Here is a 23,289-nt window from a genome sequence, read left to right on the forward strand (position 1 = left end):
AATGAATATACTGCTCTCTTCTATCGCCAAAAACGACATAAGACTCCTTATGAGAGTTTTTAATGCCGAAAAACAAAATAAAGGCATTGATTTTTTAGAAGAACTAAAAGAATGTGTAAACGCAATTTCAGAAAAAGAGAAAAAAAGATTTCAGGAAACCCTTGTTGAAACAATGCAGGGCTATCCCGTAAACATTCATTATCTTTTTGAAGATGAAAAAAATATTCTGATTACAGCCGTATTCAAAACATAGATTTATGCAACTTCCAGACTATTATTATATGCAAATCTCACGGATTTATCTGTGAGTTTTTTTAATTAATACATTTACCATTTTTGCTGATTTCCTGCTCGTGTTTCATTTGTGATCTCAGAAATCAACGATTTCAAATCACAAGGATTCATTTCTTTTTCAATTTCTTTTATTAGAGGATCATAAACAGGAGTATAATGAATTTTAAGAGCTTTCAGAACATACGTTTTATTAGCAGGAGGCCAGAATCCTTTATTTATATAGGTATTATTTTGTGCTATATAATTTAGAATTTCCAAAGCTTCTGAATTTTTATAGGCAGCAACAGCTTTTACAAAATAAAGCACATTATTGTCTAAGTTCTTCTTTTCCGAGAGTTTATCTTTAATATTATCTTGAAAATAACTTTTTAATAAAGGAAAAAATACAGCATCCGGAAATATCTCGATACTTTTAAAAATATTCTCCAGACAATAACCATTAATATTTTGTTCAAAAACAGACAGCAAAAGCTTACCATCCTGTTTCTTTCTAAATTTACTCAATGCATAGCATGAAGTTAGCTGATTGCCACAGTCCTTACTTTTAGTTTTTGCCCGTTCTTTAATCAAATGATAATATTTTTCATCAGGATCAATATCCTGAATCATCCAGTTGGAAATATCTAAATAAGAATGCTCTAATAAAACCCTCTCCGTCAATACTTTTTTCTGAATTGGTGATAATCCGTTTTTATCAAAAGCTTTTCTTATCATTACATCTGAAACTGAAAAATAGCTTCCTGCATCTTCATAATACCACCATGCTACTTTAGCGGTATCACTTAGATGGTTGATCAGCAGATCAAAATATTCAGGTTCACTTCTGTTGATAATGGCTCTGTAAGCCACCACTCTTAACAGCGGTTTCTTCGCATCCATCAGTTTTATCAATTCTTCTTTAGATGCATTTCTTTCCAGAAAATTTTTTGCAACTGTATCAGAAAAAGGGATTGCTTTCTCTTTAGAAAGCCTTTCAAGATAAGGTTTTAAATTTCCACTGAAATCATTAACGTCATATTCTTTTCTACATGATAAAGAAAAAACACAAATGGAAAGTGATAGAAATATTCTTTTCATTGAGAAGATTATCTCATAAGCGTTCTGAATTCACCATACCCCATTAATCCGTCATAATTTCTTCCGAAAGGAGCATAATATAAAAATGCCTGATAAAGATTTTCCGTCTGCCAGAAATTCCCGTTCACTTCACCGAAATTCAGCGTTCCGTCAGGATTTTTTGTTGCCAGAATATAGTTGTAAAAACCTTGCTTCAGATATATTTTTGCTACATATTTTTTTGAAGCTTCATCATACTGCATCTGGTTTTCTTTACTTGGCTTAAAATTATTGAAACCTCCCAAAACAAAAATTTCTTTGTCCGTAGGTTCAGAATCAAGATAAAAATGCACCCATGAATAATCTGCCTCTCTTGTGGCATCTCTTTCTCTTCCCAGATCATTTCTTCGGTAATACCAAGCTCCGTTTACGTCCGGCTGATATTGGTAATTCAGCGGAAAAGCCCAGACAGGATGAAGATAAGTCTGGTTGACTCCTTCCAATAGCTCGGTTGCACGAACCATATCTGCTGCCATATTCATATTTTTATTATCGAAATAATAAAACTCGTTATTCCCGGGAAAAACCAATGACAACTGCTGAAAAAGAAGCTGGTTCCCCAATGTGGCACTTGGTTTTAAATTATTTATTGTAACATTAGGATTATTGTTCTGCATTACATTCAGTGTCATGGAATTGACATTCGAGGCTAAATCTCCCCCTTTCGGAACGGCTTTCACTTCTACCCTTTGGTTGGCATCAGGTTTTCTGGCATCAGCAAATCTTGAAATCCCCAAAGCTAAAGTTGCCGCATCCTCCACCACGTAAAATCTTCTTTTAAAAAGAGGCTTCTCGGCAGAATCTTTATAAACGATCAGTTCAAAATTTCCTGAAATTTTTGGCTGCATTTTTTCATTCGGAAAGTTCAGGGTGTAATGGGTGTACGATTGCAGGGTGTTGAAAGAGTACTGAAATTTATCCAGCAAACCATTTAAACTTCCATTGGCAAACTCGGTAAAAAACAGATTATCGTCTTCCCAGTTTCTGTTGTAATGCTTTATGGTGTATCTGTAGATTTCACTTGCGTTGGTAAGATCATCGAAACTTAAAACCAACTGCTGATTAAAATTAATAACCGGTGTTTCGTCATTCGTCTGTGGATTGAACAGTTGAATACTCTGGATATTCTGTCCAAAAACCAGTCCGCCCAAAGAAAGTAAAAGTAGCTGCAATGTTTTCATTATGACGAAGATAACGAAAAATCGTTTTTAAACATACAATCCGGGAATCTTTATCAATTAAAAATTTATTAAAACTTTTAAACAAAAACTTTTGTAGCTACCTTTGTTTTAATAAAAAAATATTCAGAATATGCTTCAGATTCAAGGCTTCGTATTCAATTTTGCAAGCGAAAACACTTATATCCTTTATAACGAAAATAAAAAAGCATGGTTATTTGATCCCGGAAATATGAACGGACAGGAAACCAAAGCGATCGAAAGTTTCATTTCAGAAAATGAACTGAAAATTGAAAAAATTCTTTTAACGCACGCTCATATTGATCATGTTTTAGGCTTACAATGGGCTTTTGACATGTATAAAGTCCCTGTTCTGATGCACAGAGAAGATAAAGAAGTGTTGGACATGTTCCAGATCAGCGGGATGAGATTCGGTTTTGAGCTGGATCATATTCATGTGGAAATCCAATATATTAATGAGGCTGACGAACTGGATTTTGACGGAGAAAAGTTTAAAATCTATCATGTTCCGGGACATTCTCCGGGGAGTGTGGTTTATCATAACGAAAATCAGAAGTTCATTATTTCAGGGGATGTTCTGTTTGAAGGAAGTATTGGAAGAACCGATCTTTATAAAGGAAACTACGAACAATTAATTGACGGAATTAAGACCAAACTTTTCATTTTGGATAACGACACTCAGGTTTTCTCCGGACATGGAAATCCTACGAAAATCGGTTTTGAGAAAGAGTATAATCCGTTTTTTAAGTAAGAGTGTTTGAGTGTGGATGAGCTAAGAGAGTTTAGAAGCAAACAGTTTTGTTTTAAACTACCTCATTTGCATTTGCTTAAAACAAGATTCTTTCATATAAAGTACTGTTCACTCACGATTAAACAGAAATAAAGAATTAATGACAGAAAAATTCCCTACCATAAACAGTACTCTTGATCCCGGACAACTCGGACATCTTATTCAACAAAACTACGGACTGAGCGCTAAAACCGAGTGCCACATCTTTCGGCTTGCCATGAATCATTTGTACATGGTTCATGATGAGGAAAAGAAATTTGTTTTCAGGGTGTATACTCATCATTGGCGGACAAAATCTGAAATTGAGGAAGAACTAAAGCTTCTTCTTCATTTAAAAGACGAAAACCGGCAGGTTGCTTTTCCTATTGCAAACAAATTTGGCGACTATATTCAGGAAATTGAAGCACCGGAAGGAAAAAGATTTGGTGTTTTATTCTCATATGCGAAAGGCATAAAAACGGCAAAATTTTCTTCTGAAACAAGTTTTCTGATCGGACAGGCTTTAGCCAGAGTTCATCAGTCGGCAGAGCATTTTGAACTGAACAGGATTTCTTATGATGCGAAAAATCTGCTTATAAACCCTGTTGAAAAGATAAAAAAATTCTTTAACGATGGCAATTCCGAAGTTATTTTTCTGGAGAAATTATCTGAATTTTTAAGCCTTAAATTCGAAACTTTCGACAGACAGCAAATGAGATACGGAAGCGTACATCTTGATGTCTGGTTTGACAATCTGCATATTGATAATGAAAAGGAAGTTACTTTTTTCGATTTTGATTTCTGCGGAAACGGCTATTTATGTTTTGATATTTCCTACTTCCTGTTTCAGCTTTTGGCAACCAACCTGAACGAGGAAGAATATCGGGTAAAATCAGAAAGTTTTTTACAGGGTTATGAAACGGTAACAGCAATCAGCAACGAAGAAAAAAAGTTCTTATCTTACGCCTGTTTAGCTGTCATGACGTATTACATCAGTGTGCAGTGCGACAGATTTGAATTCTGGACAAATATCTTCCTGAATGAAGATCATCTGAAAAGAATGGTTGGAAATTTAAAACGATGGATGGCTTATCATTCTATTGAAATTGAATAACCTTCATAAAAACAAATAACTAAAAATATGGAACAGGAATTAAACAAATACATTGGCACCGATGGAATTATTGAAGTACAAAGCAGAGAACGGAGTGCCTGCAAATTATTATCCACAGAGTACAAAGATCACTCTGTTATTTTAAATTTTGAAAGTATTTTTCCGGTAAGAGAATTAAATTTTAATGATGTTACCGATTGGAATATTGAGCTTTCCCGAACAGCTTTTGGAAAAAACTTCACTTTCATCGTTGACGGACAGATTGAAGAGCCTGATAACAATACAATAAGATTTACAGAAAACGAAAGAAATTTAACCGTTACCATAGATTTTAATGAAAGTACGGTAAAAGAAACGATGCTAAAATACATTGATGAGCTTATCCCGAAAAAATAAATAAGGTCTCTATGGACAAACTGGAGAAAGAAATTCTGAAAAGGGCTTCTTATATGAACAACTCAAAATGGTTCAGGTTACTGATAGAAATACAGGATGCAGAAATTAACATTCACTCTGCATATATTAAGTTTCTGCTGAACGACAGAAAATACAAATTTCATCTTGGAGGTTTTAATGAGAAAGGTTTTGGAGACGTAAGCGAACTGGGACCATTCAGATTTAAAGAAATTGAATGGATTCTGATTCCTGAAAGACATGAAACAGAACGCTGGAACAGAAATGAAAAACTGACATCAGAATTTTTTTTTCAGCCGATAGAAAAAATTGAACAGATCATAAAGAATATGGGACTGTTGGAATATGAAATAACAGAAGAGGGACTGAGAATTTTTGGATATAAATAAAAGTTACTCATATTCTTTCAAAACAACAATTGTAAATAAACTAATACCTAAAATTTTAAAATAAAATTATTAAACATGAACAAAGAAGAACTGGTAAGAAAACTGGCAGGAGAATCATTTCAAGAATATTTAGAAGCATGTAACGAATTGCCGGATTATGCAAAAAATGGCGGAGAAATGGATCAGGAAATCATAGAACGTGCATTATTTGTCAATCTTTTTCCTTTTTGGGCAAACCATCAGGATTTGAATGATAAATATGACGAAATAACAAGCGAGCTACCCAACCATTCAGACTTACTTCAAACCGACCAGAAGTATGATTTAATGGGAATTACTGTTTTTGTTAACGGACTCATGAATGGAGTTTTCGATGTATCGGGATTTTTATGGGCTAGTAATGGATATATGAGCAGTAAAGTCTCCTGCGATTCTATATCAGAATATTATAAAGAGCAGGGGAAGGATAAGGAGGCTGCTTATTTTCATGATCTTAGTGAATGGTTTTTGAATATCTATTCTGCAACCAGTGCTGTATTCAGAACGATTATGAATATCAAATCATGGAACGAAGAAATGGTAATTGGCCTTACGAATTTTTTAAATAAAAGTTTAAGCCAATATGGCATTTTCGAATGGATCTTAAGCGGATTATACGAAGTTGTAGACGACCCGTTAATTAAAGAAAAAGTATTTGATCATTATATTGAATCCTTCAAAAAAGCCAGAGAAAACCTGAAAAAAGAAAAAAATAAAGAAGGAGCAGATCAGATTACAGAGAAATTAAAAAATTTGAGAAAATTGGCTAAAGGACAAAATGTTTAAAGTTTAGATAGTAATAATATTGTAATGTATTCTTTTAGGAAAAATAAATTTTCATCATTAAGCGAAGCACTTGAAAATCCAAAGAATTGTAAAAAACTAAGTCTACTGTTTATAGAATACAATCTAAAGGACAAAGGTGCCATTTTTTCGCAATTTATCAACTTAAGAACATTAGAAATTCAGGCTGATCCTTCTATTTACAATTTGGATCATTTTGAACTTCCGAAAGAAATTGCTGACTTGAAAAAACTAAAAAAGATTTGGCTTTTAAATCTTCCGTTTAAAACCTTTCCAGAGTGGATCACTCAGATAAAATCATTAACATACTTGATGATTAGAGGAAATGACATTGAGACAATTCCTGATACGATATCGCAACTAGATAAGCTAAAAACGCTGCGTATTGAAAACTGCAGATTAAATAAATTACCTAAAACTCTTAACCAAATGTCAAACCTAAGACATTTAGGATTAAGCGATACAAAGCTTACAGACCTCGATCCTGATCTATTTCCAAAAAATTTAAAAGAAATCAATTTATCCGGTTCAGGAAGATATAAAGATGATGATTTTGAAAATTTGAAAAGAACAATGAAAAGAACTAAGATATAAATAAGTATATAATGATTATGGAAAATCCAATAAAAATAGGTAATCATTATTATAATATAAACAGTGAACATTTCTCATTGAAATGGGAAGAATCTCCAATTAATTTTAATGAATTATCTTATCTGAAACAGTTTCCTAATCTTATATCTGCCAATTTTTACAGTTCAAATCTCAATGATGAAGGATTAGCTCATATCTCAAATTGCAGTAAAATTGAAAATTTAGATTTACAGGACACTGAAATTACGAACGATGGCATAAAATATTTAAAGAATTTAGAATTTCTGCAATATCTTCGGTTAAAAGGCAATACACAACTTACAGATGAATGTATTCCATATTTGACAGAAATAAATAATTTACTAAATCTGCAAATTCAGGAAACATCAATTACTGAAGTTGGTTTGAAAAAATTAACGGTAGTAAAATATATGGAAATGATTACCATTCAGGTTTGGAACAATAATTTTACATTTGATGGTCTTTTAAAAATATCCCGTGAGCTACCGCACTGTGAAATTTTAGCAAAAGGCGACGGATCATTTTGCAATGGTGAATTTGAAGGAAAATGGAGTCATTAGAAAATAGATCAAATTTTTATTCCATGCCTTTGTAAAACGTTCGTAAATAACAAAAAACCGTCAGAAAAATTCCTGACGGTTTTATCAATTATATGAAGAAATAAATTTTAGAAATCCAGCGTAATGGAAGCTCTTACCGCAGCACCCATAATTGGTCTTGCCATAATAATTCCGTCTCCCGATGGAGATCCTGCTCTTGGATCACCTTCTGTAATTCCGATGGTATTAAAGATATTGGTTCCGTCTACCGCAAAACGGATTTTGCCTAACTGATAAGAAGTTCCCGCTCCAAATTCTGAGAAAGAAGGCAGAGTCTGAGCATTTTTCTCATCCTGAAAACGTTTTCCGTAGTAATTCATGCTTACATAAGCTCTCCATTCTTTGGTAAGATTTACCGCAGGAGAAATATTAAAGTAGAATTTCGGCATTCTTCTTACTGTATTTCCGTCATAATTGAATGTGGATCCGTCTGCATTTCTTCCCGTGAAGTCTTTGTATTTCGGACTTTGGATCGTTCCGTTGAAAGTTACTTCAAACACGTTGTTGAATAATCTTGCGTATCCCTCCAGCTCAACTCCTAAGTTCGTGGTATTTGCAAATTTGTTCTCTGAGCTTCCGTCTGAATACACATCGGTAAACGAAAGATTTTTCAATGTAGAATAGAACGGAATTACCGCCACATCAAACGTTCTTGAATAGTACTTATACCCCACTTCCAACTGATTGGTTGTTACCGGCTTTACAACAGATAAATTATTCATATTGTTGTAGTACGCTTCCTCATTCGGCGATCTGAAACCATTAGAGAAACGGGCATACACTGCATTTTCTTTATTGATTTTATAATTCAGCGCCGTTGTGAAAGAAACTTTATTCACATCAAAATTCCAGTACGTATATTTATTGCCTAAAACAGACATATTTTCGTCCGCAGTGGTTGTTGCAAAACTGTGCGTTCCGTCAGTAGTCAATCCGGAATTGTTAAGATTTCCGCTCGTTGTGTTCACCCCGTAACCTTTATAGAAATCTCGGCTATAACGAATTCCTCCGTTAAAACTAAGATCATCGGTAATGTTGTAATCTAAATTCAGGTAAAGATCATTCAGACTTCCCTGAATCTGAGAATCTCTCAACAGGAACGACATATTGGTAACTCCGTTGTACGTTTTAGAATAACCTACACTGTTTGGCGTTAATGAAGTATCCACCAAATTCAGCAATTCCGGTTTGTCTGAAGCGGTAGTCAAAATATTGCTCCAGTTCCAGTATTGATGGGATTTCCAGTTAGATTTGTAGAAGCCAGCCGTTACATTCCCTTTATCAAACTTATAACTGAACTGCAAATCGTTGACAAAATTATTCATCTGCTTATCGATTGCCCAGAATCCTAATTTCTGAACGTAGCCCGGATTTACCACCGCTCCGTTGCTTACCATTGAATATTGGAATGTATTTCCTGCAATTCCTGCCCCTTTAGCAAAATCAGCCGCACTTTGAGGTCCGCCTGCAGGGAAAATTCCCGTATAATTCATATTGATATTGGTATATCTTGTCTTGTTTAAAACAGAGAAATTGCTACCAAGATCATATTTGAATTCCGCTCCCAGAACATCAACTTTCGGATGAATTCCATCCTCTAAATTTCTGCTGAAAAATCCTCCGCCTACTTGTGGAATATTCAACTGACTGATGTTTCTGTAACTGTACGTTCCGTAATTGGCATCAAAACCGGAAAACTCTTTCAGATCATTTCCGTTCTGTACCAAAGGAATCGGAAGGAAAAATGTATTTCTGTCATCCAGTTTTTTGTAATAGATTTTAGCATAGCCTTTATCGAAGACATATTTCAGATTCATTCTGATCTGTCCGCCCTGATTGGCTTTAAAACCTGTTTTTCTGATTCCGTCATCCGTTCTGTAAAAACCTCCTACATTGAAGAATAATTTATCCTGAACCAAAGCTCCTCCTACATTTACATCAGTACGCATTAATCCATAAGTACTGGTTTCCAGTTTTGCCGTTCCTCGGAAATCGTTTCCGCCTTCTTTGGTAATAAAGTTAATTAAACCTCCCGGAGAATTGTTCGCAAAAATAGAACCTGAACCTCCTCTCAAAGCTTCTAGTCGGCTTACCGAATTGTCTACACGGAAGAAATTATCTGCATTCGCAAACTGTAATGCTCCGTCTTCAAACACCGGAAGACCATCTTCCTGAACCTGTACAAATTCATACGCTCCCGCAGAAGGAATACCTCTTGCGAAAAGGTTGTTTCCTACTTCACCACCGGAAGTTTCTACCGCAAAACCGGGAACACGCTGTAGCAAAGCTGCCGCACTGATCGGGTTTTGTTTCTGGATTTCTTTTGCTGTAAAAGTAGAAATCGCCGTACTCGATTCTATTTTCTTTTTCGGGTTAGAGTTACCCGTAATAACCACCTGTTCGATAGAAGCCGATCTCGTGGAATCTTTAGGAGTTTCCTGAGCGTATGCATTATTGTAATACAAGGTTGCAATACCGGCAAGTAAAAACATCGATCTTTTTTTCATAGCCTTATTTGATTTTTATTTGTTAGTTTTAATTCTTTTTTAATTTGAGATACACTCCGTTTGTCCATCCGAAACCATCCTGATTAGGATATTCTCCGCCTCCTGCAACGGTTTCGATGTCTAAAGCATTGTATTTTTCCATCAGTTTTCCGGTGTTTTTGTACACTCTTTCCACATTGCTGCACCAGTTGTTTTTAATTTTTTCAGCCAGATCATCAAAACCGTAGTTTTTCATCGACTGATAACCCAACCACTGATACGGCGCCCAAGCGTTTGGAAAATCCCATTGCTGACCTGTGTTTTGAGTCGTTGTTACCAAACCTCCCTGATACAGAAATTTTTCTTCAATATTTTTCGCAACTGCCTTTGCCTGATCTTCACTCGCGATTTTCAGGAATAAAGGATAAAGAGCAGCAATATGTTCAGACGGTGTGTTTGTGTTTTTTTGAATGTGATAATCCTTGTACGTTCCGGAAGTTTCGTCCCAGAAATACTGATCTATTATTTGTCTTCGCTTTGCTGCTCTTTCAGAATAATCAATTTCTTTTTCATTTAATTTTTGAAGCGATGAAGATTTTGCGAGTGTTTTTTCCAAATGCCATAAAAGGCAGTTCAGATCAACTTCAGCAAGATTCAACGTTTCAATAGTCTGTATATGCTCTCCGTCTGCAAACCATCTGCTGGAAAAATCCCAACCTGATTCGCAGGCGCTTCTGATGTTTCTGTAAAACTCTTCTCCTGCATTTTCACTGTCTTCAATATCAATTAAATAACTTTCAGGACGCGGTATGTTTTCAGCATCATAATATCTGTTCAATACATCTCCGTGAATTGTTTTCACTACTCTGTTTACCGCCGAACCATTTTCCAGTTTTTGCGTTCCGTTCATCCAGAAAGCATATTCCTTTTCTAAAGTGTCATAGTATCTGATGTAGATATTTTCGTCTTTAGTTGTTTCGAAAAGCAGATCCAGCATCAACGAGAAATAGGGCGGCTGAGAACGGCTTAAGAAATGAGTGCGGCTTGCATTCGGTACAAATCCTACATTCTGAATGAGATAAGAACAGTTTTCAATAATATTTTCCATCATTTCCACCCTTCCTGAAACCTGAAGCCCCAACATAATGTAATAACTGTCCCAATAGAAAAATTCGTTAAAACGACCTCCCGGAACCACATACGGTTTTGGAAGTTTCAGCAACGTTCCTTTTTCCTCATAGGCTGTTCTTGTCAGTTCATCCCATAATTTTTCGATGTGTTCCTCAATCGGAAGATGATTTTCTCTCTGAATCGAAATTTTAGCTCCTAAAAAATCGAAATTTGACAGGACAAATTCTTTCAGATTAAAATTCTCTGATTGTTTTTCTACTTCATATTTTGCATTAATTTCTTCGACCGGAAACAAAGGAACCGCATCCGTCATCATCTTCTGATCTTCAAAAACCTCTGATCTCTGTACATCATCAAAAAGAGCCTGAATTTCATGTATATATAATTGCTTGTTCATTTTATTTTTTAGGATTTATTTTTAATTTGTTCATAATAACTGCTGAAACAATCAACAGGGAAAGCGGTATTAATGAAAGGTAAAATGCCTGCTGTCCGCTGAATTCCTGAAACACAAAACCTGTAATAATCGATCCGATAGTTCCTCCGATTGCAGAGAAAACCACAATTAAACCCGACATTGCGCTGTGTAAATATTTGGGAATAGATGCTAAAATCACCGAGTTGATACTTGGATAAATCGGAGCCAATAAACCGCCCATCAAAGGAAATAAGTAAACAACCAAAGGAGCATTTAACCAGGTCGTTCCCGCATCAATACTAATATTGTGAGTTAAAGGCAGAACCAATAAAATACTTATGGCAAAACCTACCACACAAAAAGAAACCACGTAAATCCAACTGAATTTTTTAGAGAAAAAACCCGAAAGAAATCTCCCCAGTGCGAAAGCTCCCGCCAAAACAGCTCCCGCCTGAATACTCATGGAAGTCGGAACTTTTAAAATTTCCTTGTAAAAAGTCGGCGTCCAAGTCTGGAAACTCTGCTCTACCAAAACAAAAAGGAAAGCACACAGTAAAAAGAACAGGACTTTTTTATAGCTGAATAAACTCACACTGTTTTTCAGATCTCCCAACAAATCTGTTTTTTCACTTTTCGCTTCGTTTTCATTTAATCTGGTAAAAAACAGGAACAGAAAAGACAGAGCCGAAAGTCCTCCTAAAACCCAATATACATTCAGCCAATGGGTCGATCTCGGATTGTGGTCGTCTATGAATAAGCTAAATAAAACATTTCCCATTAATACGCCGATCATAAAAAAACCTTCCAGATAACCCATAAAACTTGAATGTTCTTTATCTGAATCCGTTACCAAACCAATGGAAGTGAAAACGGAAATTTTAATTAACGCAAAAGAAACCCCGACGATGGTAAACAGCAATTTGAAAAACCAGAATTCGTTGGCAAAAGGCATTACAAAACACATACAGCTTACCAAAAGCAAAGCGATCAGCATCGATCTTTTAATTCCTATTTTGGGTAAGAACGAAGCCAGAATGAATGAGCAGATCGCAATCGGCAGATCTTTAAAACCCTCCAGAACACTTGCTGAAGATTTGGAGATCCCGAAATTTTGCTGCATCTGTAAAATTACTGTTCCCACGGAATTCAGAAGAATCGCGAAAACAAAATAATTTAAAAATAAAACTGCCTTAATATTGAAATTTTTCATTCATATAATTTCTTGTGGGCTAAGATATATTCATTTGCCTTAACATTAATTTAACATCATAAATGAATATTTGAACTATATTAATATAATTATTATTTTAGGCTTCAAAATATGATTAACTAAATGAAAGTCACTTTTGAACGTGTTGTCCCCGATGAAAAGAGCTCTTTTCGCACCATTCACAACAATTCTCCCATCTCGGAATTTAAATGGGAATACCATTATCATCCCGAAATTGAGCTCGTCTGTATAGTTTCCGGGAGCGGAACAAGGCATGTCGGTTATCATAAAAGCAATTATACGAACGGAGATCTTGTGTTAATTGGTTCCAATATCCCCCACTCCGGTTTTGGACTGAATTCTATCGATCCGCATGAAGAAATTGTTTTACAGTTTAAAGAGGAGATCCTGCAGTTTCCACAGCAGGAAGTTGAAGCCAGATCAATCAAAAATCTTCTGGAACTGTCAAAATACGGAATTCATTTTCATGATGAGGTTCACATCAATATGCTTCCGAAACTAAAGCTGATGTTGAAATCTGAAGGCTACAAAAGATATCTTTTATTGCTGGAAATTCTTTTTGAGCTTTCAAAATGTGATGATTACGAACTTCTGAATAAGGAAATTATGCCTTACACGATTATTTCCAAAAACAAAACAAGACTGGAAAATATTTTCACCTACGTGGAACATCATTATGATAAAGAAATTGACATTGAGGACGTCGCCAAACTTGCCAATCTTACTTTACCTGCATTTTGTAATTTTTTCAAAAAAGCAACCCAGATCACTTTCACCGAATTTGTGAACCGGTACCGCATCAATAAAGCCTGTTTACTGATGGCACAGGATAAAAGTATTTCAGAATGCAGTTATAGCTGTGGCTTTAATAACGTAACGTATTTCAACAGAATGTTTAAAAAATATACCGGAAAAACGCCTTCCGAATTCATGAAAAATTTTCCACAGAACAGAGTGAATGTAGATTTAAAGGTAGAAGAAGAAGTAGAAATAAAAGCCGGTTTTTAGTAAAATAAATTGTGGATAACTCTGTGGATAAAATTGTGGATAACTTTTTTATCTGAATTTAAATAATTCATTTTCAAATCATTAAAATACAAAAAAGCTGTTCAAAAAGAACAGCTTTATATATTTGAATTGCAAAGCCATCAACTGACAGCTCGACATTATCAACCAAAAATTACTTCCACTTGATATTGCATCCCATGCTCGGTTTCTGAATTTTTTCCTGTGGTTCCCCCAACAAAAGATTTTCGAAAGCAATAATCAGATCTTCTCCTGTTACTTCTTTGTGATTTCCCGGTCTGGAATCGTCCATCTGTCCTCTGTAAATTAAATCCAGCTTTTCATCGAAGAAAAAGAAATCCGGTGTGCAGGCTGCATCATACGCTTTTGCGATCGCCTGACTTTCGTCGTATAAATAAGGGAAATCAAACTTTCTTTCAATCTGGAATTCGATCATCTTTTCAGGAGAATCTGCGGGATATTTTTCCACATCATTCGAATTGATGGCGATAAATTCAATTCCTCTTTCGTTGTAATCTTCATACAGTTCGGTTAATTTATCAATTACATGAAGAACAAACGGACAGTGGTTGCACATAAAGATCACCAAAGTTCCTTTTTCGCCTTTCAGATCGTCCAAAGACTGAATTTCGTTACTTTTTGACGGGTTCGGAAGCTCAAAAAAAGGAGCTTTTGTACCCAGTTCGATCATATTTGAGGGAGTATTCATAACTTTTTTATTTGGTTACAAAGATATAGAATTTCTTGATTATTATAGTATCGAGGATAGATGCGAGAAGATGGAAGTCTCAGAAATTACCATCGATTGAATGGGACTATAAACTATATTAATTTTTACAATAATTAAAATATCAACACATTAAAAATACTTCCAGCTCCCATCCTTCAAGCATCCAGCCAAATTAAAAACATCTTCAAAACCTTACTTTAAAAGTTAAAGCGTAAAATTTGTTTGGAAGATATCCTCAAAAGTTTGTAGTTTTGCTAACACTGTTAGTAATTAAAAATCATGGGTCTGCACGAACGTCGGCAAAGAGAAAAAGAAAATATACGCGCCAGTATTCTGGATGCGGCTTTTTCTTTGGCTAAAACCGAAGGATGGGCATCCCTTTCCATGAGAAAAATTGCTGATGCCATAGAATACAGCGCACCGGTGGTTTATGATTATTTTGAAAACAAAGAAGCGATTTTGTATGAAATTTCGCTGAATGGTTTCAACTGTTTACACATAGAATTACTGAAAGCCCAGAGAGAATATGAAGCTCCTGACGAACAACTGAAAGCTATTGTGGATGCTTACTGGAAGTTCGCATTTAAAAACAAAGAGTATTATCAGCTAATGTTCGGATTGGGAATGCAGTGCAGCGGAAAAGGAATGATGAAGGAAGAATTTTCTTCTTTCCAGAATATGCTTTACGAGTGTACGTACGAGATTATTAAGAAAAACGGATCCAATCCTGATAACGCCTGTCATATGTCACACGCCTTATTTTCAGCAGTTCATGGCTTGATTTCAATTATGATGATGCGTAATGACGATATTCCTTCTACCATGAACAAAACGACTTTAGATGAAACAGTTTCTGCTTTCATTAAGTCTTTGTAAATTTTTTTGAACTAAAAATTAACACCGTTAGGAATATTAACATCCATTAATGTAAATTATTCATTTAAACCGAATTAAAAATAAAAAAAACAATCATGCAGAATGTAAACAATTAATTATTGATCTTTTTTTACTTTAATAATTAACACCGTTAGCAAAAGTAACACACTTCATATAAATCATATTTAACCAACATTAAAAAGTTCTTCTCATGAAAACAACGATCTGAAAGTCGACATTAAGAATTCTATAATTTTTTTTGAACTAAAAATTAACACCGTTAGAAAAAATAACAGAATTCAACTTAAAAACATCACTACTTAATCTAACACTTCATTAAAAATTAAACTCAAAATGAAAATATTTGGAAAAATAAGATTCATTGTACTTCTCTCAGGAATTATCCTTTTACAAAACTGTACAAAGGCTGCAGAAGGAGCCAACGCTGCTCCACCCGCTCCAGAACTGCCCGTTTTTACCGTCATTACATCTCCGGCAACAACCTATCAGGAATTTCCTGCCGCTTTGGAAGGAAAAAACAACGTGGAAATCCGGTCTCAGGTCGACGGATATTTAGATAAAATCTATGTGGAAGAAGGCGCATACGTAAGAGCCGGACAGCCATTATTTAAAATAGATTCAAGAGCTTACGGAGAGCAGATGAATATGGCAAATGCCAATTTACAGGTTGCCAATGCCAATATCCAGAAAGCTAAAGTGGAAGTTGACAGGCTGGAACCTCTGGTTGCTGCAAAAGTCGTTTCTGAAGTACAATTGAGAACTGCAAAAGCAAATTACGCCGCCGCAGTTGCCGCCGCTTCACAGGCGAAAGCTTCCGTTGGAGGAGCAAAAATCAATATCGGATTTACAACCATCACGGCTCCGGTAAGCGGATACATCGGAAGAATTCCTCACAAAAAAGGAAGTCTGATCTCCAGAACAGATGCGAATCCGCTGACTTTACTATCAGACATCAGCGAGATTTACGCCTACTTTTCTTTAAGTGAGCTAGATTTTATCGCTTTTCAGAATAAATATGAGGGCGCAAGTCTGGAAGAAAAACTGAAAAATATGCCGATGGTAGATTTGGTAATTGCAGACAACAGCATTTATCCACAAAAAGGAAAAATGAGCATCGTAGACGGACAGTTCGACAAATCTACAGGAGCAATCAGCGTTCGTGCCGTTTTCCCCAATACCAACGGAACATTGAGAACAGGAAATACAGGCAGAGTTCGTATGCCTCAATTGATATCGAATGCAGTAGTTATTCCTCAGGAATCTACGTTTGAAATTCAGGATAAAACCTATGTTTATGTGGTTGGTAAAGACCAGAAAGTAACCGGTAAACCTGTAAAAATCTCAGGAAAAACTGAAAACTATTATTTTATTTCCGAAGGAATACAGCCGGGAGAAAAAATCGTATTCACCGGAATCGGAATGTTAAAAGATGGTGCTTCGATTAAGCCAAAAGCGATTTCATCCGACAGCTTACTGAAAGCAAAACCATTATAACCGTTTAAACTTCTTTAACCACAAAAGTCATATAAGATTTTAAACACTTAAGTTATTGTAAGTTAAAAAGCAATCGCTCAATAAGTACACATAAGGTTTTGAAAATCATTGATTTTCAGCTAAAGTGAACTGCATGCAAAGTTTTTAATTAAACTAAAAGCTAATTAAGTGTTTAAAAATTTAAGGCTAAAAAGTTTAAACCACATTAAAAAATAAACTTCTTATGTTAAAACAATTTATAGAAAGACCGGTACTCTCTACCGTGATCTCCATAATACTTTTATTATTGGGGGCGCTCTCCCTCTTTAATTTACCCATTGCCCTCTTTCCGGATATTGCTCCGCCGAGTGTTCAGGTAACGGCATTTTATCCGGGCGCAAATTCGGAGGTTGTTGCACGTTCTGTAGCTACGCCTATCGAAGAAGCAGTGAATGGGGTTGAAAACATGACGTACATGACTTCCAACTCCAGTAACGACGGTACGATGACGCTGAATGTTTTCTTCAAGCAGGGGTCTGATGCAGATAACGCAGCAGTAAACGTACAGAACCGAGTATCGAAAGCAATGAGCCAGCTTCCGCAGGAAGTAGTTCAGGCAGGAGTTTCTACGCAGAAAGTACAAAACAGTATGATCATGTTTATGGGGTTATCCAGTAACGATCCTAAACAATATGACGAACTTTTTTTACAGAATTATCTGAAAATTAATATCATTCCGCAGATTCAGCGTATTCCGGGTGTTGCTCAGGCGCAGGTTTTCGGAACGAGAGATTATTCCATGAGACTCTGGCTGAAACCGGACAGATTAGCAGCAAACGGACTTTCGCCACAGGAAGTTCTGAACGCGGTAAAAGATCACAATTTAGAAGCCGCTCCGGGTCGTTTGGGACAGGGAAGCAAGGAAACTTATGAATATATTTTAAAGTATAAAGGGAAATTAAACAAGAACGAAGACTACGAAAACATTGCTATTAAAACCAATACAGACGGTTCATTTTTAAGATTAAAAGATGTGGCAAGAGTAGAATTCGGATCTTATACCTATACAGCAGCTAACAGAGTGGACGGGAAACCGGTAGCCGGATTTGCGATTATGCAGACTGCCGGTTCCAACGCCAACGAGATCTTAACGGAAATTGAAAAACAGGTAGACCAGTTCAAAACAACGCTTCCAAAGGGAGTGGAACCAATCATCATGTACAATTCTAAAGATTTCCTAGACGCGTCTATTCATCAGGTTGTTGAAACTTTAGTGATTGCATTTATACTGGTATTTATTGTAGTGTATATTTTCCTTCAGGATTTCAGATCTACTTTAATTCCTGCGATTGCCGTTCCGGTTGCGATTATCGGTACCTTCTTCTTCTTACAGTTATTTGGTTTCAGTATCAATATGCTGACTTTGTTTGCCTTGGTACTCGCCATTGGTATTGTGGTGGATGATGCAATTGTGGTGGTAGAAGCCATTCACTCCAAAATGGAACATACCGGAATGCCTGTGGAACAAGCCACAACAAGTTCGATGAGTGAAATTTCCGGAGCCATTATTTCCATTACTCTGGTGATGTGTGCCGTATTTATTCCGGTTGGTTTCATGCAGGGACCTGCAGGAGTTTTCTACAGACAGTTTGCCTTTACACTGGCAATTGCCATTATGATTTCTGCGGTGAATGCATTAACATTAAGTCCAGCTCTTTGTGCTTTATTATTAAATGATCCTCAGGGAGAACACGGTGAACATGGTAAGAAAACAGGTTTCGGAGCGAGATTTTTCAATGCTTTCAATACAAGCTTTAATAATTTAACAAAGAAATATATTTACAGTCTTAAATTTTTAATTAAAAACAAATGGGTTGCCGTTGGAGGATTGGTTTTACTAACTGCTGCAAGTGTTTTCTTAATTAAAAAAGCACCTTCAGGATTTATTCCTACCGAAGATCAGGGTTTCATTTTGTATGCCGTGAATACTCCTCCGGGAAGTTCATTAGACAGAACACATAACGCAACAGAACAGATCGATAAAATCATCAACGGTGAAAAATCGAAAAAAAATCTCTGGGTTGCAGACGGTCTGAATTTCATCAGTAATGCCAATGCTTCTCCGTATTCCGCAGGTTTCATTAAATTAAAAGACCATGATCAGCGAGGTGAAATCAGCGATCCCGATCAGATTGCAGCAGGATTAACAGGGAAAGTTTCGCAGGTGAAAGATGCCAATGCATTCTTCTTCAACTTCCCTACCGTTCAGGGATTTGGTAACGTTTCCGGTTTTGAATTTATGCTTCAGGACAGAACGAACGGCTCTTTGGAACAATTAGGAACCAACACTCAGGCTTTCATCGGAGAATTGATGAAACGTCCGGAAATTGCCTTCGCGTTTACAACCTATGCAGCAGGAAATCCGCAATTCACGATTGAAGTTGATAATGATAAAGCCAATCAGTTAGGTGTTTCAATTACAGAATTAATGCAGACGATGCAGATTTATTACGGAAGCAGCTTTGTTTCAGATTTCAACCGATTCGGAAAATACTACAGAGTAATGGCTCAGGCAGATATTCCTTACCGTACGGATGCGAATTCTCTGGAAGGAATTTATGTTAAAAATAAATCAGGCGAAATGGTTCCTGTAAAAACATTGGTGACTTTAAAAAGAAGCTTCGGACCTGAAACAGTGACAAGAAACAACCTGTTCAACGCAGTAACGATCAATGGAACACCGAAGCCTGGTTACAGTACCGGAGATGCGATTAAAGCAGTGGAAGAAGTAGCACAGAAATCACTTCCGAGAGGTTATGGGTACGAATGGACAGGAATCACCCGTGAAGAGATTAAAACAAGCGGACAGACTACTTTTATCTTTATGTTAAGTATTTTGTTTGTGTATTTCTTACTGGCAGCTCAGTACGAAAGTTACATTCTTCCGTTTGCCGTTATTTTAACGATTCCTACAGGTATTTTCGGAGTATTTGCCTTCACGGGACTGGCTGGAATTGATAACAACATTTACGTTCAGGTCGGATTGATCATGCTGGTCGGATTATTAGCGAAAAACGCAATTCTGATCGTAGAATTCGCCGTCCAAAGAAGAAATGCAGGAAGATCATTACTGGAATCTGCACTTCAGGCTTCGAGACTACGTTTGAGACCGATCTTAATGACCTCGTTTGCCTTCATCATTGGGATGCTGCCATTGGTTTGGACTCAGGGAGCTTCCGCAAAAGGAAATCATTCCATCGGGATGAGTACTGTGGGTGGAATGTTAACAGGGGTTGTATTCGGAGTATTCATTATTCCTGTGATGTTTGTGATCTTCCAGTATTTACATGAAAAAATGCCGAGCAGAAAAAAGAAAAGACTTCAAAGACAGAAACTGGAGGAAGAACTTTTAGCAGCAGCTCATTAATATATGATTGACAAAACTTTGAGAATTTAAATATAATTTGAACCATTAAGATTTTGATTAAGGAGTTTAGAATATTAAGTGAGCTGCGCTTTAGCAGAATATTTATTAAAAAATCTATTTGATTTTTCTTAACTAAAACTTAACTCCTTAAATGCTTCTTAATGGTTCAAAGCAAAAAGTAGAGAAGAAACTATTAAACTAAAATCATAAAAAGCAAAGCATTTTCTCCTACTAAAGACTGCTTGGAAATAATTTCTCAAAGTTTTGTAATCCATTAAAAATTTAAACCTTTATGAAAAGAATAAAAAATATCATCATCACTTTTGGACTGGCTTTGGTTTCAGTCTCCTGTGTGTCGAAACTGGCATACAAGGAGCCTGAACTGGAGCTTCCCGAAACATTCAAATATACGGCAACAGCAGATACAGCAAGTGTGGCAAACCTGGAATGGAAACAGTTTTTCAGCGACCCGATGCTGCAAAACTTAATCGAAAAAGGAATTAAAAACAATTACGATTTACAGATTGCTTTAAAACAGGTTGCTTCATCACAGGAAAAACTGAAACAGGCAAAGTATCTTCAATATCCTGATGTTGGTTTCGGAGTTTCCGCACAGATTTCCAAGCCTTCCAAAAACAGCATGAACGGACAAAGTTTGAACTTGTTTTTAGGAAAAAGCTATGTTGAAGATTACAATGCAGCCTTCAACCTTTCATGGGAAGCTGACATTTGGGGGAAAATCAAAAATCAGCAGGAAGTTTCAAAAATGCAGTATCTGCAGACTTATGAAGCAACAAAAGCCATTCAGACACAGGTCGTTGCAGCCATTGCACAGGGATATTACAATCTGTTGATGCTGGACAAACAATTGCAGATTGCCCAATCTAATCTGGAACTCAGCAACCGTACGCTTTCTCTTACAGAAAAATTATGGCAAAGCGGTGATACCACTTCTCTAGGCGTTCAACAGGCAACGGCTCAGAAACAATCGACTGAATTATTGATTACGCAACTGGAGCAAAACATTGCGATTCAGGAAAATGCGTTGAGTATTCTGGTAGGTGAAAATCCAAATAAAATCGACAGAACGATTGAAATGTCTGATACTTCTTTACCACAGGATATTTCGGCAGGACTTCCCGCAGCAATGGTAAGCCGTCGTCCGGATGTCCGTCAACAGGAACTGGTTTTGCTGGAATCCAATTCTATGGTAGGAATTGCTCAGGCAAACATGTATCCATCCTTGAAAATTACGGCAAATGGCGGTGTCAATTCATTTAAAATTGATAACTGGTTTCAGATTCCGGCTTCATTGTTCGGTTCTGTTTTGGGAGGTCTGACTCAGCCGATTTTCCAGAAAAGACAATTGAAAACAGATTTAAATGTAGCTAAAATCCAGAGAGAGAAAAATGTTTTGGCGTTCCGTCAGTCGGTTTTAAATGCAGTGGGAGAAGTTTCTGATGCTTTGGTTTCCAATGAAAGTTTAAAAGTTCAGGAACAAAAAGCAACGGAACAGGTGGCAACCTTAAAAAACGGAATCAAAAGTGCCGAAATGCTGTACAAAGGCGGAATGGCAAATTATTTAGAAGTGATAACAGCTCAGGGAAATTCTTTACAGGCCGAACTTAATCTGGCGTCTGTAAAAAGACAGAGATTGAGCAGTATTGTAGATTTATACCGGGCTTTAGGAGGCGGTTGGAAGTAGTAAATTAAAATTATATTGTTAATGGAATGCGGTCTTTCGGAGCTGCATTTTTTTGTTTAAATTAAATTTTTTAACCGCTCGCATTGTCATTCTGGACGAAATGAAATGGAGTGAAGAATCTATAATATCTTCGTAGAGATTCTTCCTTCGTCAGAATGACAATCTGCGAAAATTTTGAACCATTAAGAACATTTAAGGAGTTAAGTTTAATTAAAAAAATCAAATAGATTTAATAAACATAATATACTAAAAGCGAAGTTCACCTTAATATTCTTCACCTCTTAATTAAAATCTTAATGGTTCAAAAAGATTTATTTTTGAAATTCATCATTAATATACCCAATCAAACCATCAAAATCCTCCTGCGAATATCCCAACTGTAAATAATGAATATCATCCGCTTTCCGATACCAAGTCAATTGTCGTTTTGCGTATCTCCGGCTGTTTTTTTTAATTTCGGAAACCGCAAAATCCAGATCCCATTCTCCATCAAAATATTTGAATAATTCGGAATAGCCAACCGTATTCAAAGCGGTGAGATGTTTAAATTTCTCCAGACTTTTTGCTTCTTCCAATAAACCTTCCTCCATCATCATATCCACTCTCCTGTTAATCCGGTCGTACAAGTCTTCTCTCGGTGCTTCAATTCCGATCCGGAAGGTTTTAAAATCTCTGGAATCCTGCGAAACAGCTATTTGTTCAGAATATTTTTTATTCGTCTGCCAAATCACGTCGATAGCCCGCAAAAGTCTTCTGTGATTGTGAAAATCGACTACCGTAAAATATTCAGGATCGAGTTCTTTCAGGATTTCCTGAAGTTTTTCGATTCCTTCTTTTTCGAAAATTTCCTGTAATTTTTTCTGATTGTTTTCATCTGCTTCAGGCAAATCATTCAACCCTTCAATCACCGCTTTTTCATACATCATGCTTCCGCCCACCAAAATAACAGTTTCATATTTTTCAAAAAGTTCATTGAGCTTTTTTAAAGCATCTTCCTCATATTGCCCGATCGAATAATATTCTTCCACCGAAAGGTTTCCGATAAAATGATGAGGTGCTTCAGCAAGTTCTTCAGCAGACGGTGAAGCCGTTCCGATTTTCATTTCCCTGAAAAACTGTCTCGAATCACACGAAACAATCTCTGTGCTGAAATGTTTTGCCAGATCAATTGCCAGTCTTGTTTTACCAATTCCGGTGGGTCCTACAACAGAAATTAAATTTTTCTTTTTCACCGCGCTAATTTACGAAAATGAGTTTATTTAATTGGCTGGAAGATTGGAAGAACGAAGATGAAAGTTAAAATCGTTATTCAATAATATACACAACATTCTTCCTTCTTCCTTCTTCCTTCTTCCCTCTTCCAGCTTTCAACACTAGCAAAACTATAGACTTAAATGTTTATCTTTGTAGGAC

Annotated in this window: 20 protein-coding genes; 13 read left to right on the top strand and 7 right to left on the bottom strand. The window is 36.2% G+C overall.

The features are described 5' to 3' along the window. The first annotated feature begins 1 nt into the window (after nucleotide 1). Nucleotides 2–253 carry a hypothetical protein gene (locus tag PFY09_RS08810; RefSeq protein WP_076390899.1) on the top strand — a complete coding sequence of 84 codons (252 nt, stop codon included), beginning with the start codon at nucleotides 2–4 and terminating at the stop codon, nucleotides 251–253. A 74-nt stretch (nucleotides 254–327) separates the two neighbouring features. On the opposite strand, the gene PFY09_RS08815 is transcribed toward PFY09_RS08810, so the two are convergent. Both PFY09_RS08815 and PFY09_RS08820 read right to left on the bottom strand, forming a co-directional pair. Continuing rightward, a complete protein-coding gene (locus PFY09_RS08815) occupies nucleotides 328–1,371 on the bottom strand; it encodes a hypothetical protein (RefSeq protein ID WP_271162160.1) in 1,044 nt (347 codons plus the stop codon). 8 nt (nucleotides 1,372–1,379) lie between these two features. Further along, a complete protein-coding gene (locus tag PFY09_RS08820) occupies nucleotides 1,380–2,591 on the bottom strand; it encodes a type IX secretion system plug protein (protein WP_271162161.1) in 1,212 nt (403 codons plus the stop codon). A 130-nt stretch (nucleotides 2,592–2,721) separates the two neighbouring features. Between PFY09_RS08820 and PFY09_RS08825 the strand changes: the two genes are divergently transcribed. The 7 genes from PFY09_RS08825 (at nucleotide 2,722) to PFY09_RS08855 (ending at nucleotide 7,313) form a co-directional block, all read left to right on the top strand. Continuing rightward, entirely contained in the window at nucleotides 2,722–3,360 is a 639-nt protein-coding gene (locus PFY09_RS08825; RefSeq protein ID WP_271162162.1) for an MBL fold metallo-hydrolase, read from the top strand. A 139-nt stretch (nucleotides 3,361–3,499) separates the two neighbouring features. Further along, a complete protein-coding gene (locus tag PFY09_RS08830) occupies nucleotides 3,500–4,492 on the top strand; it encodes a phosphotransferase (RefSeq protein WP_271162163.1) in 993 nt (330 codons plus the stop codon). Nucleotides 4,493–4,519: 27 nt separating this feature from the next. Next, nucleotides 4,520–4,888 carry a hypothetical protein gene (locus tag PFY09_RS08835; RefSeq protein WP_271162164.1) on the top strand — a complete coding sequence of 123 codons (369 nt, stop codon included), beginning with the start codon at nucleotides 4,520–4,522 and terminating at the stop codon, nucleotides 4,886–4,888. Between the two features lie 11 nt (nucleotides 4,889–4,899). Further along, nucleotides 4,900–5,295, top strand: coding sequence for a DUF6678 family protein (locus tag PFY09_RS08840; protein ID WP_268906815.1), 396 nt, complete (start codon nucleotides 4,900–4,902; stop codon nucleotides 5,293–5,295). 75 nt (nucleotides 5,296–5,370) lie between these two features. After that, complete coding sequence (locus PFY09_RS08845; RefSeq protein WP_271162165.1) at nucleotides 5,371–6,120, top strand: hypothetical protein; 750 nt, start codon at nucleotides 5,371–5,373, stop codon at nucleotides 6,118–6,120. Nucleotides 6,121–6,144: 24 nt separating this feature from the next. Next, a complete protein-coding gene (locus PFY09_RS08850) occupies nucleotides 6,145–6,732 on the top strand; it encodes a leucine-rich repeat domain-containing protein (RefSeq protein WP_271162166.1) in 588 nt (195 codons plus the stop codon). A gap of 17 nt (nucleotides 6,733–6,749) precedes the next feature. After that, nucleotides 6,750–7,313: a leucine-rich repeat domain-containing protein gene (locus PFY09_RS08855; protein ID WP_271162167.1), complete on the top strand. Its 564-nt coding sequence runs from the start codon at nucleotides 6,750–6,752 to the stop codon at nucleotides 7,311–7,313. A gap of 107 nt (nucleotides 7,314–7,420) precedes the next feature. Here PFY09_RS08855 and PFY09_RS08860 read toward each other — a convergent pair whose 3' ends face one another. From PFY09_RS08860 to PFY09_RS08870, 3 genes are read right to left on the bottom strand one after another with little or no spacing between them, the layout of a single operon-like run. Beyond that, nucleotides 7,421–9,859: a TonB-dependent receptor gene (locus PFY09_RS08860; protein WP_256038054.1), complete on the bottom strand. Its 2,439-nt coding sequence runs from the start codon at nucleotides 9,857–9,859 to the stop codon at nucleotides 7,421–7,423. A gap of 28 nt (nucleotides 9,860–9,887) precedes the next feature. After that, nucleotides 9,888–11,366: a trehalase family glycosidase gene (locus tag PFY09_RS08865; protein ID WP_271162168.1), complete on the bottom strand. Its 1,479-nt coding sequence runs from the start codon at nucleotides 11,364–11,366 to the stop codon at nucleotides 9,888–9,890. Between the two features lies 1 nt (nucleotide 11,367). Continuing rightward, complete coding sequence (locus PFY09_RS08870) at nucleotides 11,368–12,597, bottom strand: MFS transporter (RefSeq protein WP_268055052.1); 1,230 nt, start codon at nucleotides 12,595–12,597, stop codon at nucleotides 11,368–11,370. A gap of 123 nt (nucleotides 12,598–12,720) precedes the next feature. On the opposite strand from PFY09_RS08870, the gene PFY09_RS08875 reads away from it, so the two are divergent. Then, nucleotides 12,721–13,626: an AraC family transcriptional regulator gene (locus PFY09_RS08875; protein WP_271162169.1), complete on the top strand. Its 906-nt coding sequence runs from the start codon at nucleotides 12,721–12,723 to the stop codon at nucleotides 13,624–13,626. A gap of 172 nt (nucleotides 13,627–13,798) precedes the next feature. On the opposite strand, the gene PFY09_RS08880 is transcribed toward PFY09_RS08875, so the two are convergent. Beyond that, nucleotides 13,799–14,353, bottom strand: a complete 555-nt coding sequence (locus tag PFY09_RS08880; protein WP_271162170.1) for a thioredoxin family protein — start codon at nucleotides 14,351–14,353, stop codon at nucleotides 13,799–13,801. Nucleotides 14,354–14,653: 300 nt separating this feature from the next. Between PFY09_RS08880 and PFY09_RS08885 the strand changes: the two genes are divergently transcribed. From PFY09_RS08885 to PFY09_RS08900, 4 genes are all read left to right on the top strand, one after another. Continuing rightward, complete coding sequence (locus PFY09_RS08885) at nucleotides 14,654–15,250, top strand: TetR/AcrR family transcriptional regulator (RefSeq protein WP_076390885.1); 597 nt, start codon at nucleotides 14,654–14,656, stop codon at nucleotides 15,248–15,250. A 354-nt stretch (nucleotides 15,251–15,604) separates the two neighbouring features. Next, on the top strand, nucleotides 15,605–16,765 hold the full coding sequence (locus PFY09_RS08890) for an efflux RND transporter periplasmic adaptor subunit (RefSeq protein ID WP_271162171.1): 1,161 nt from the start codon (nucleotides 15,605–15,607) through the stop codon (nucleotides 16,763–16,765). A gap of 223 nt (nucleotides 16,766–16,988) precedes the next feature. After that, nucleotides 16,989–20,171, top strand: coding sequence for an efflux RND transporter permease subunit (locus tag PFY09_RS08895; RefSeq protein ID WP_271162172.1), 3,183 nt, complete (start codon nucleotides 16,989–16,991; stop codon nucleotides 20,169–20,171). A gap of 292 nt (nucleotides 20,172–20,463) precedes the next feature. Further along, nucleotides 20,464–21,876: an efflux transporter outer membrane subunit gene (locus PFY09_RS08900; RefSeq protein WP_268055055.1), complete on the top strand. Its 1,413-nt coding sequence runs from the start codon at nucleotides 20,464–20,466 to the stop codon at nucleotides 21,874–21,876. Between the two features lie 311 nt (nucleotides 21,877–22,187). Here PFY09_RS08900 and miaA read toward each other — a convergent pair whose 3' ends face one another. Further along, nucleotides 22,188–23,108 carry a tRNA (adenosine(37)-N6)-dimethylallyltransferase MiaA gene (gene miaA, locus PFY09_RS08905; RefSeq protein WP_271162173.1) on the bottom strand — a complete coding sequence of 307 codons (921 nt, stop codon included), beginning with the start codon at nucleotides 23,106–23,108 and terminating at the stop codon, nucleotides 22,188–22,190. Nucleotides 23,109–23,289 lie beyond the last annotated feature (181 nt).

This window comes from Chryseobacterium gambrini (genome assembly GCF_027920505.1).
Lineage (GTDB): Bacteria > Bacteroidota > Bacteroidia > Flavobacteriales > Weeksellaceae > Chryseobacterium > Chryseobacterium gambrini.

Coding starts and splice junctions, on each gene's coding strand:
- PFY09_RS08810 (WP_076390899.1), top strand. CDS start 2: ATGAATATACTGCTCTCTTCTATCGCCAAAAACGACATAAGACTCCTT.
- PFY09_RS08815 (WP_271162160.1), bottom strand. CDS start 1,371: ATGAAAAGAATATTTCTATCACTTTCCATTTGTGTTTTTTCTTTATCA.
- PFY09_RS08820 (WP_271162161.1), bottom strand. CDS start 2,591: ATGAAAACATTGCAGCTACTTTTACTTTCTTTGGGCGGACTGGTTTTT.
- PFY09_RS08825 (WP_271162162.1), top strand. CDS start 2,722: ATGCTTCAGATTCAAGGCTTCGTATTCAATTTTGCAAGCGAAAACACT.
- PFY09_RS08830 (WP_271162163.1), top strand. CDS start 3,500: ATGACAGAAAAATTCCCTACCATAAACAGTACTCTTGATCCCGGACAA.
- PFY09_RS08835 (WP_271162164.1), top strand. CDS start 4,520: ATGGAACAGGAATTAAACAAATACATTGGCACCGATGGAATTATTGAA.
- PFY09_RS08840 (WP_268906815.1), top strand. CDS start 4,900: ATGGACAAACTGGAGAAAGAAATTCTGAAAAGGGCTTCTTATATGAAC.
- PFY09_RS08845 (WP_271162165.1), top strand. CDS start 5,371: ATGAACAAAGAAGAACTGGTAAGAAAACTGGCAGGAGAATCATTTCAA.
- PFY09_RS08850 (WP_271162166.1), top strand. CDS start 6,145: ATGTATTCTTTTAGGAAAAATAAATTTTCATCATTAAGCGAAGCACTT.
- PFY09_RS08855 (WP_271162167.1), top strand. CDS start 6,750: ATGGAAAATCCAATAAAAATAGGTAATCATTATTATAATATAAACAGT.
- PFY09_RS08860 (WP_256038054.1), bottom strand. CDS start 9,859: ATGAAAAAAAGATCGATGTTTTTACTTGCCGGTATTGCAACCTTGTAT.
- PFY09_RS08865 (WP_271162168.1), bottom strand. CDS start 11,366: ATGAACAAGCAATTATATATACATGAAATTCAGGCTCTTTTTGATGAT.
- PFY09_RS08870 (WP_268055052.1), bottom strand. CDS start 12,597: ATGAAAAATTTCAATATTAAGGCAGTTTTATTTTTAAATTATTTTGTT.
- PFY09_RS08875 (WP_271162169.1), top strand. CDS start 12,721: ATGAAAGTCACTTTTGAACGTGTTGTCCCCGATGAAAAGAGCTCTTTT.
- PFY09_RS08880 (WP_271162170.1), bottom strand. CDS start 14,353: ATGAATACTCCCTCAAATATGATCGAACTGGGTACAAAAGCTCCTTTT.
- PFY09_RS08885 (WP_076390885.1), top strand. CDS start 14,654: ATGGGTCTGCACGAACGTCGGCAAAGAGAAAAAGAAAATATACGCGCC.
- PFY09_RS08890 (WP_271162171.1), top strand. CDS start 15,605: ATGAAAATATTTGGAAAAATAAGATTCATTGTACTTCTCTCAGGAATT.
- PFY09_RS08895 (WP_271162172.1), top strand. CDS start 16,989: ATGTTAAAACAATTTATAGAAAGACCGGTACTCTCTACCGTGATCTCC.
- PFY09_RS08900 (WP_268055055.1), top strand. CDS start 20,464: ATGAAAAGAATAAAAAATATCATCATCACTTTTGGACTGGCTTTGGTT.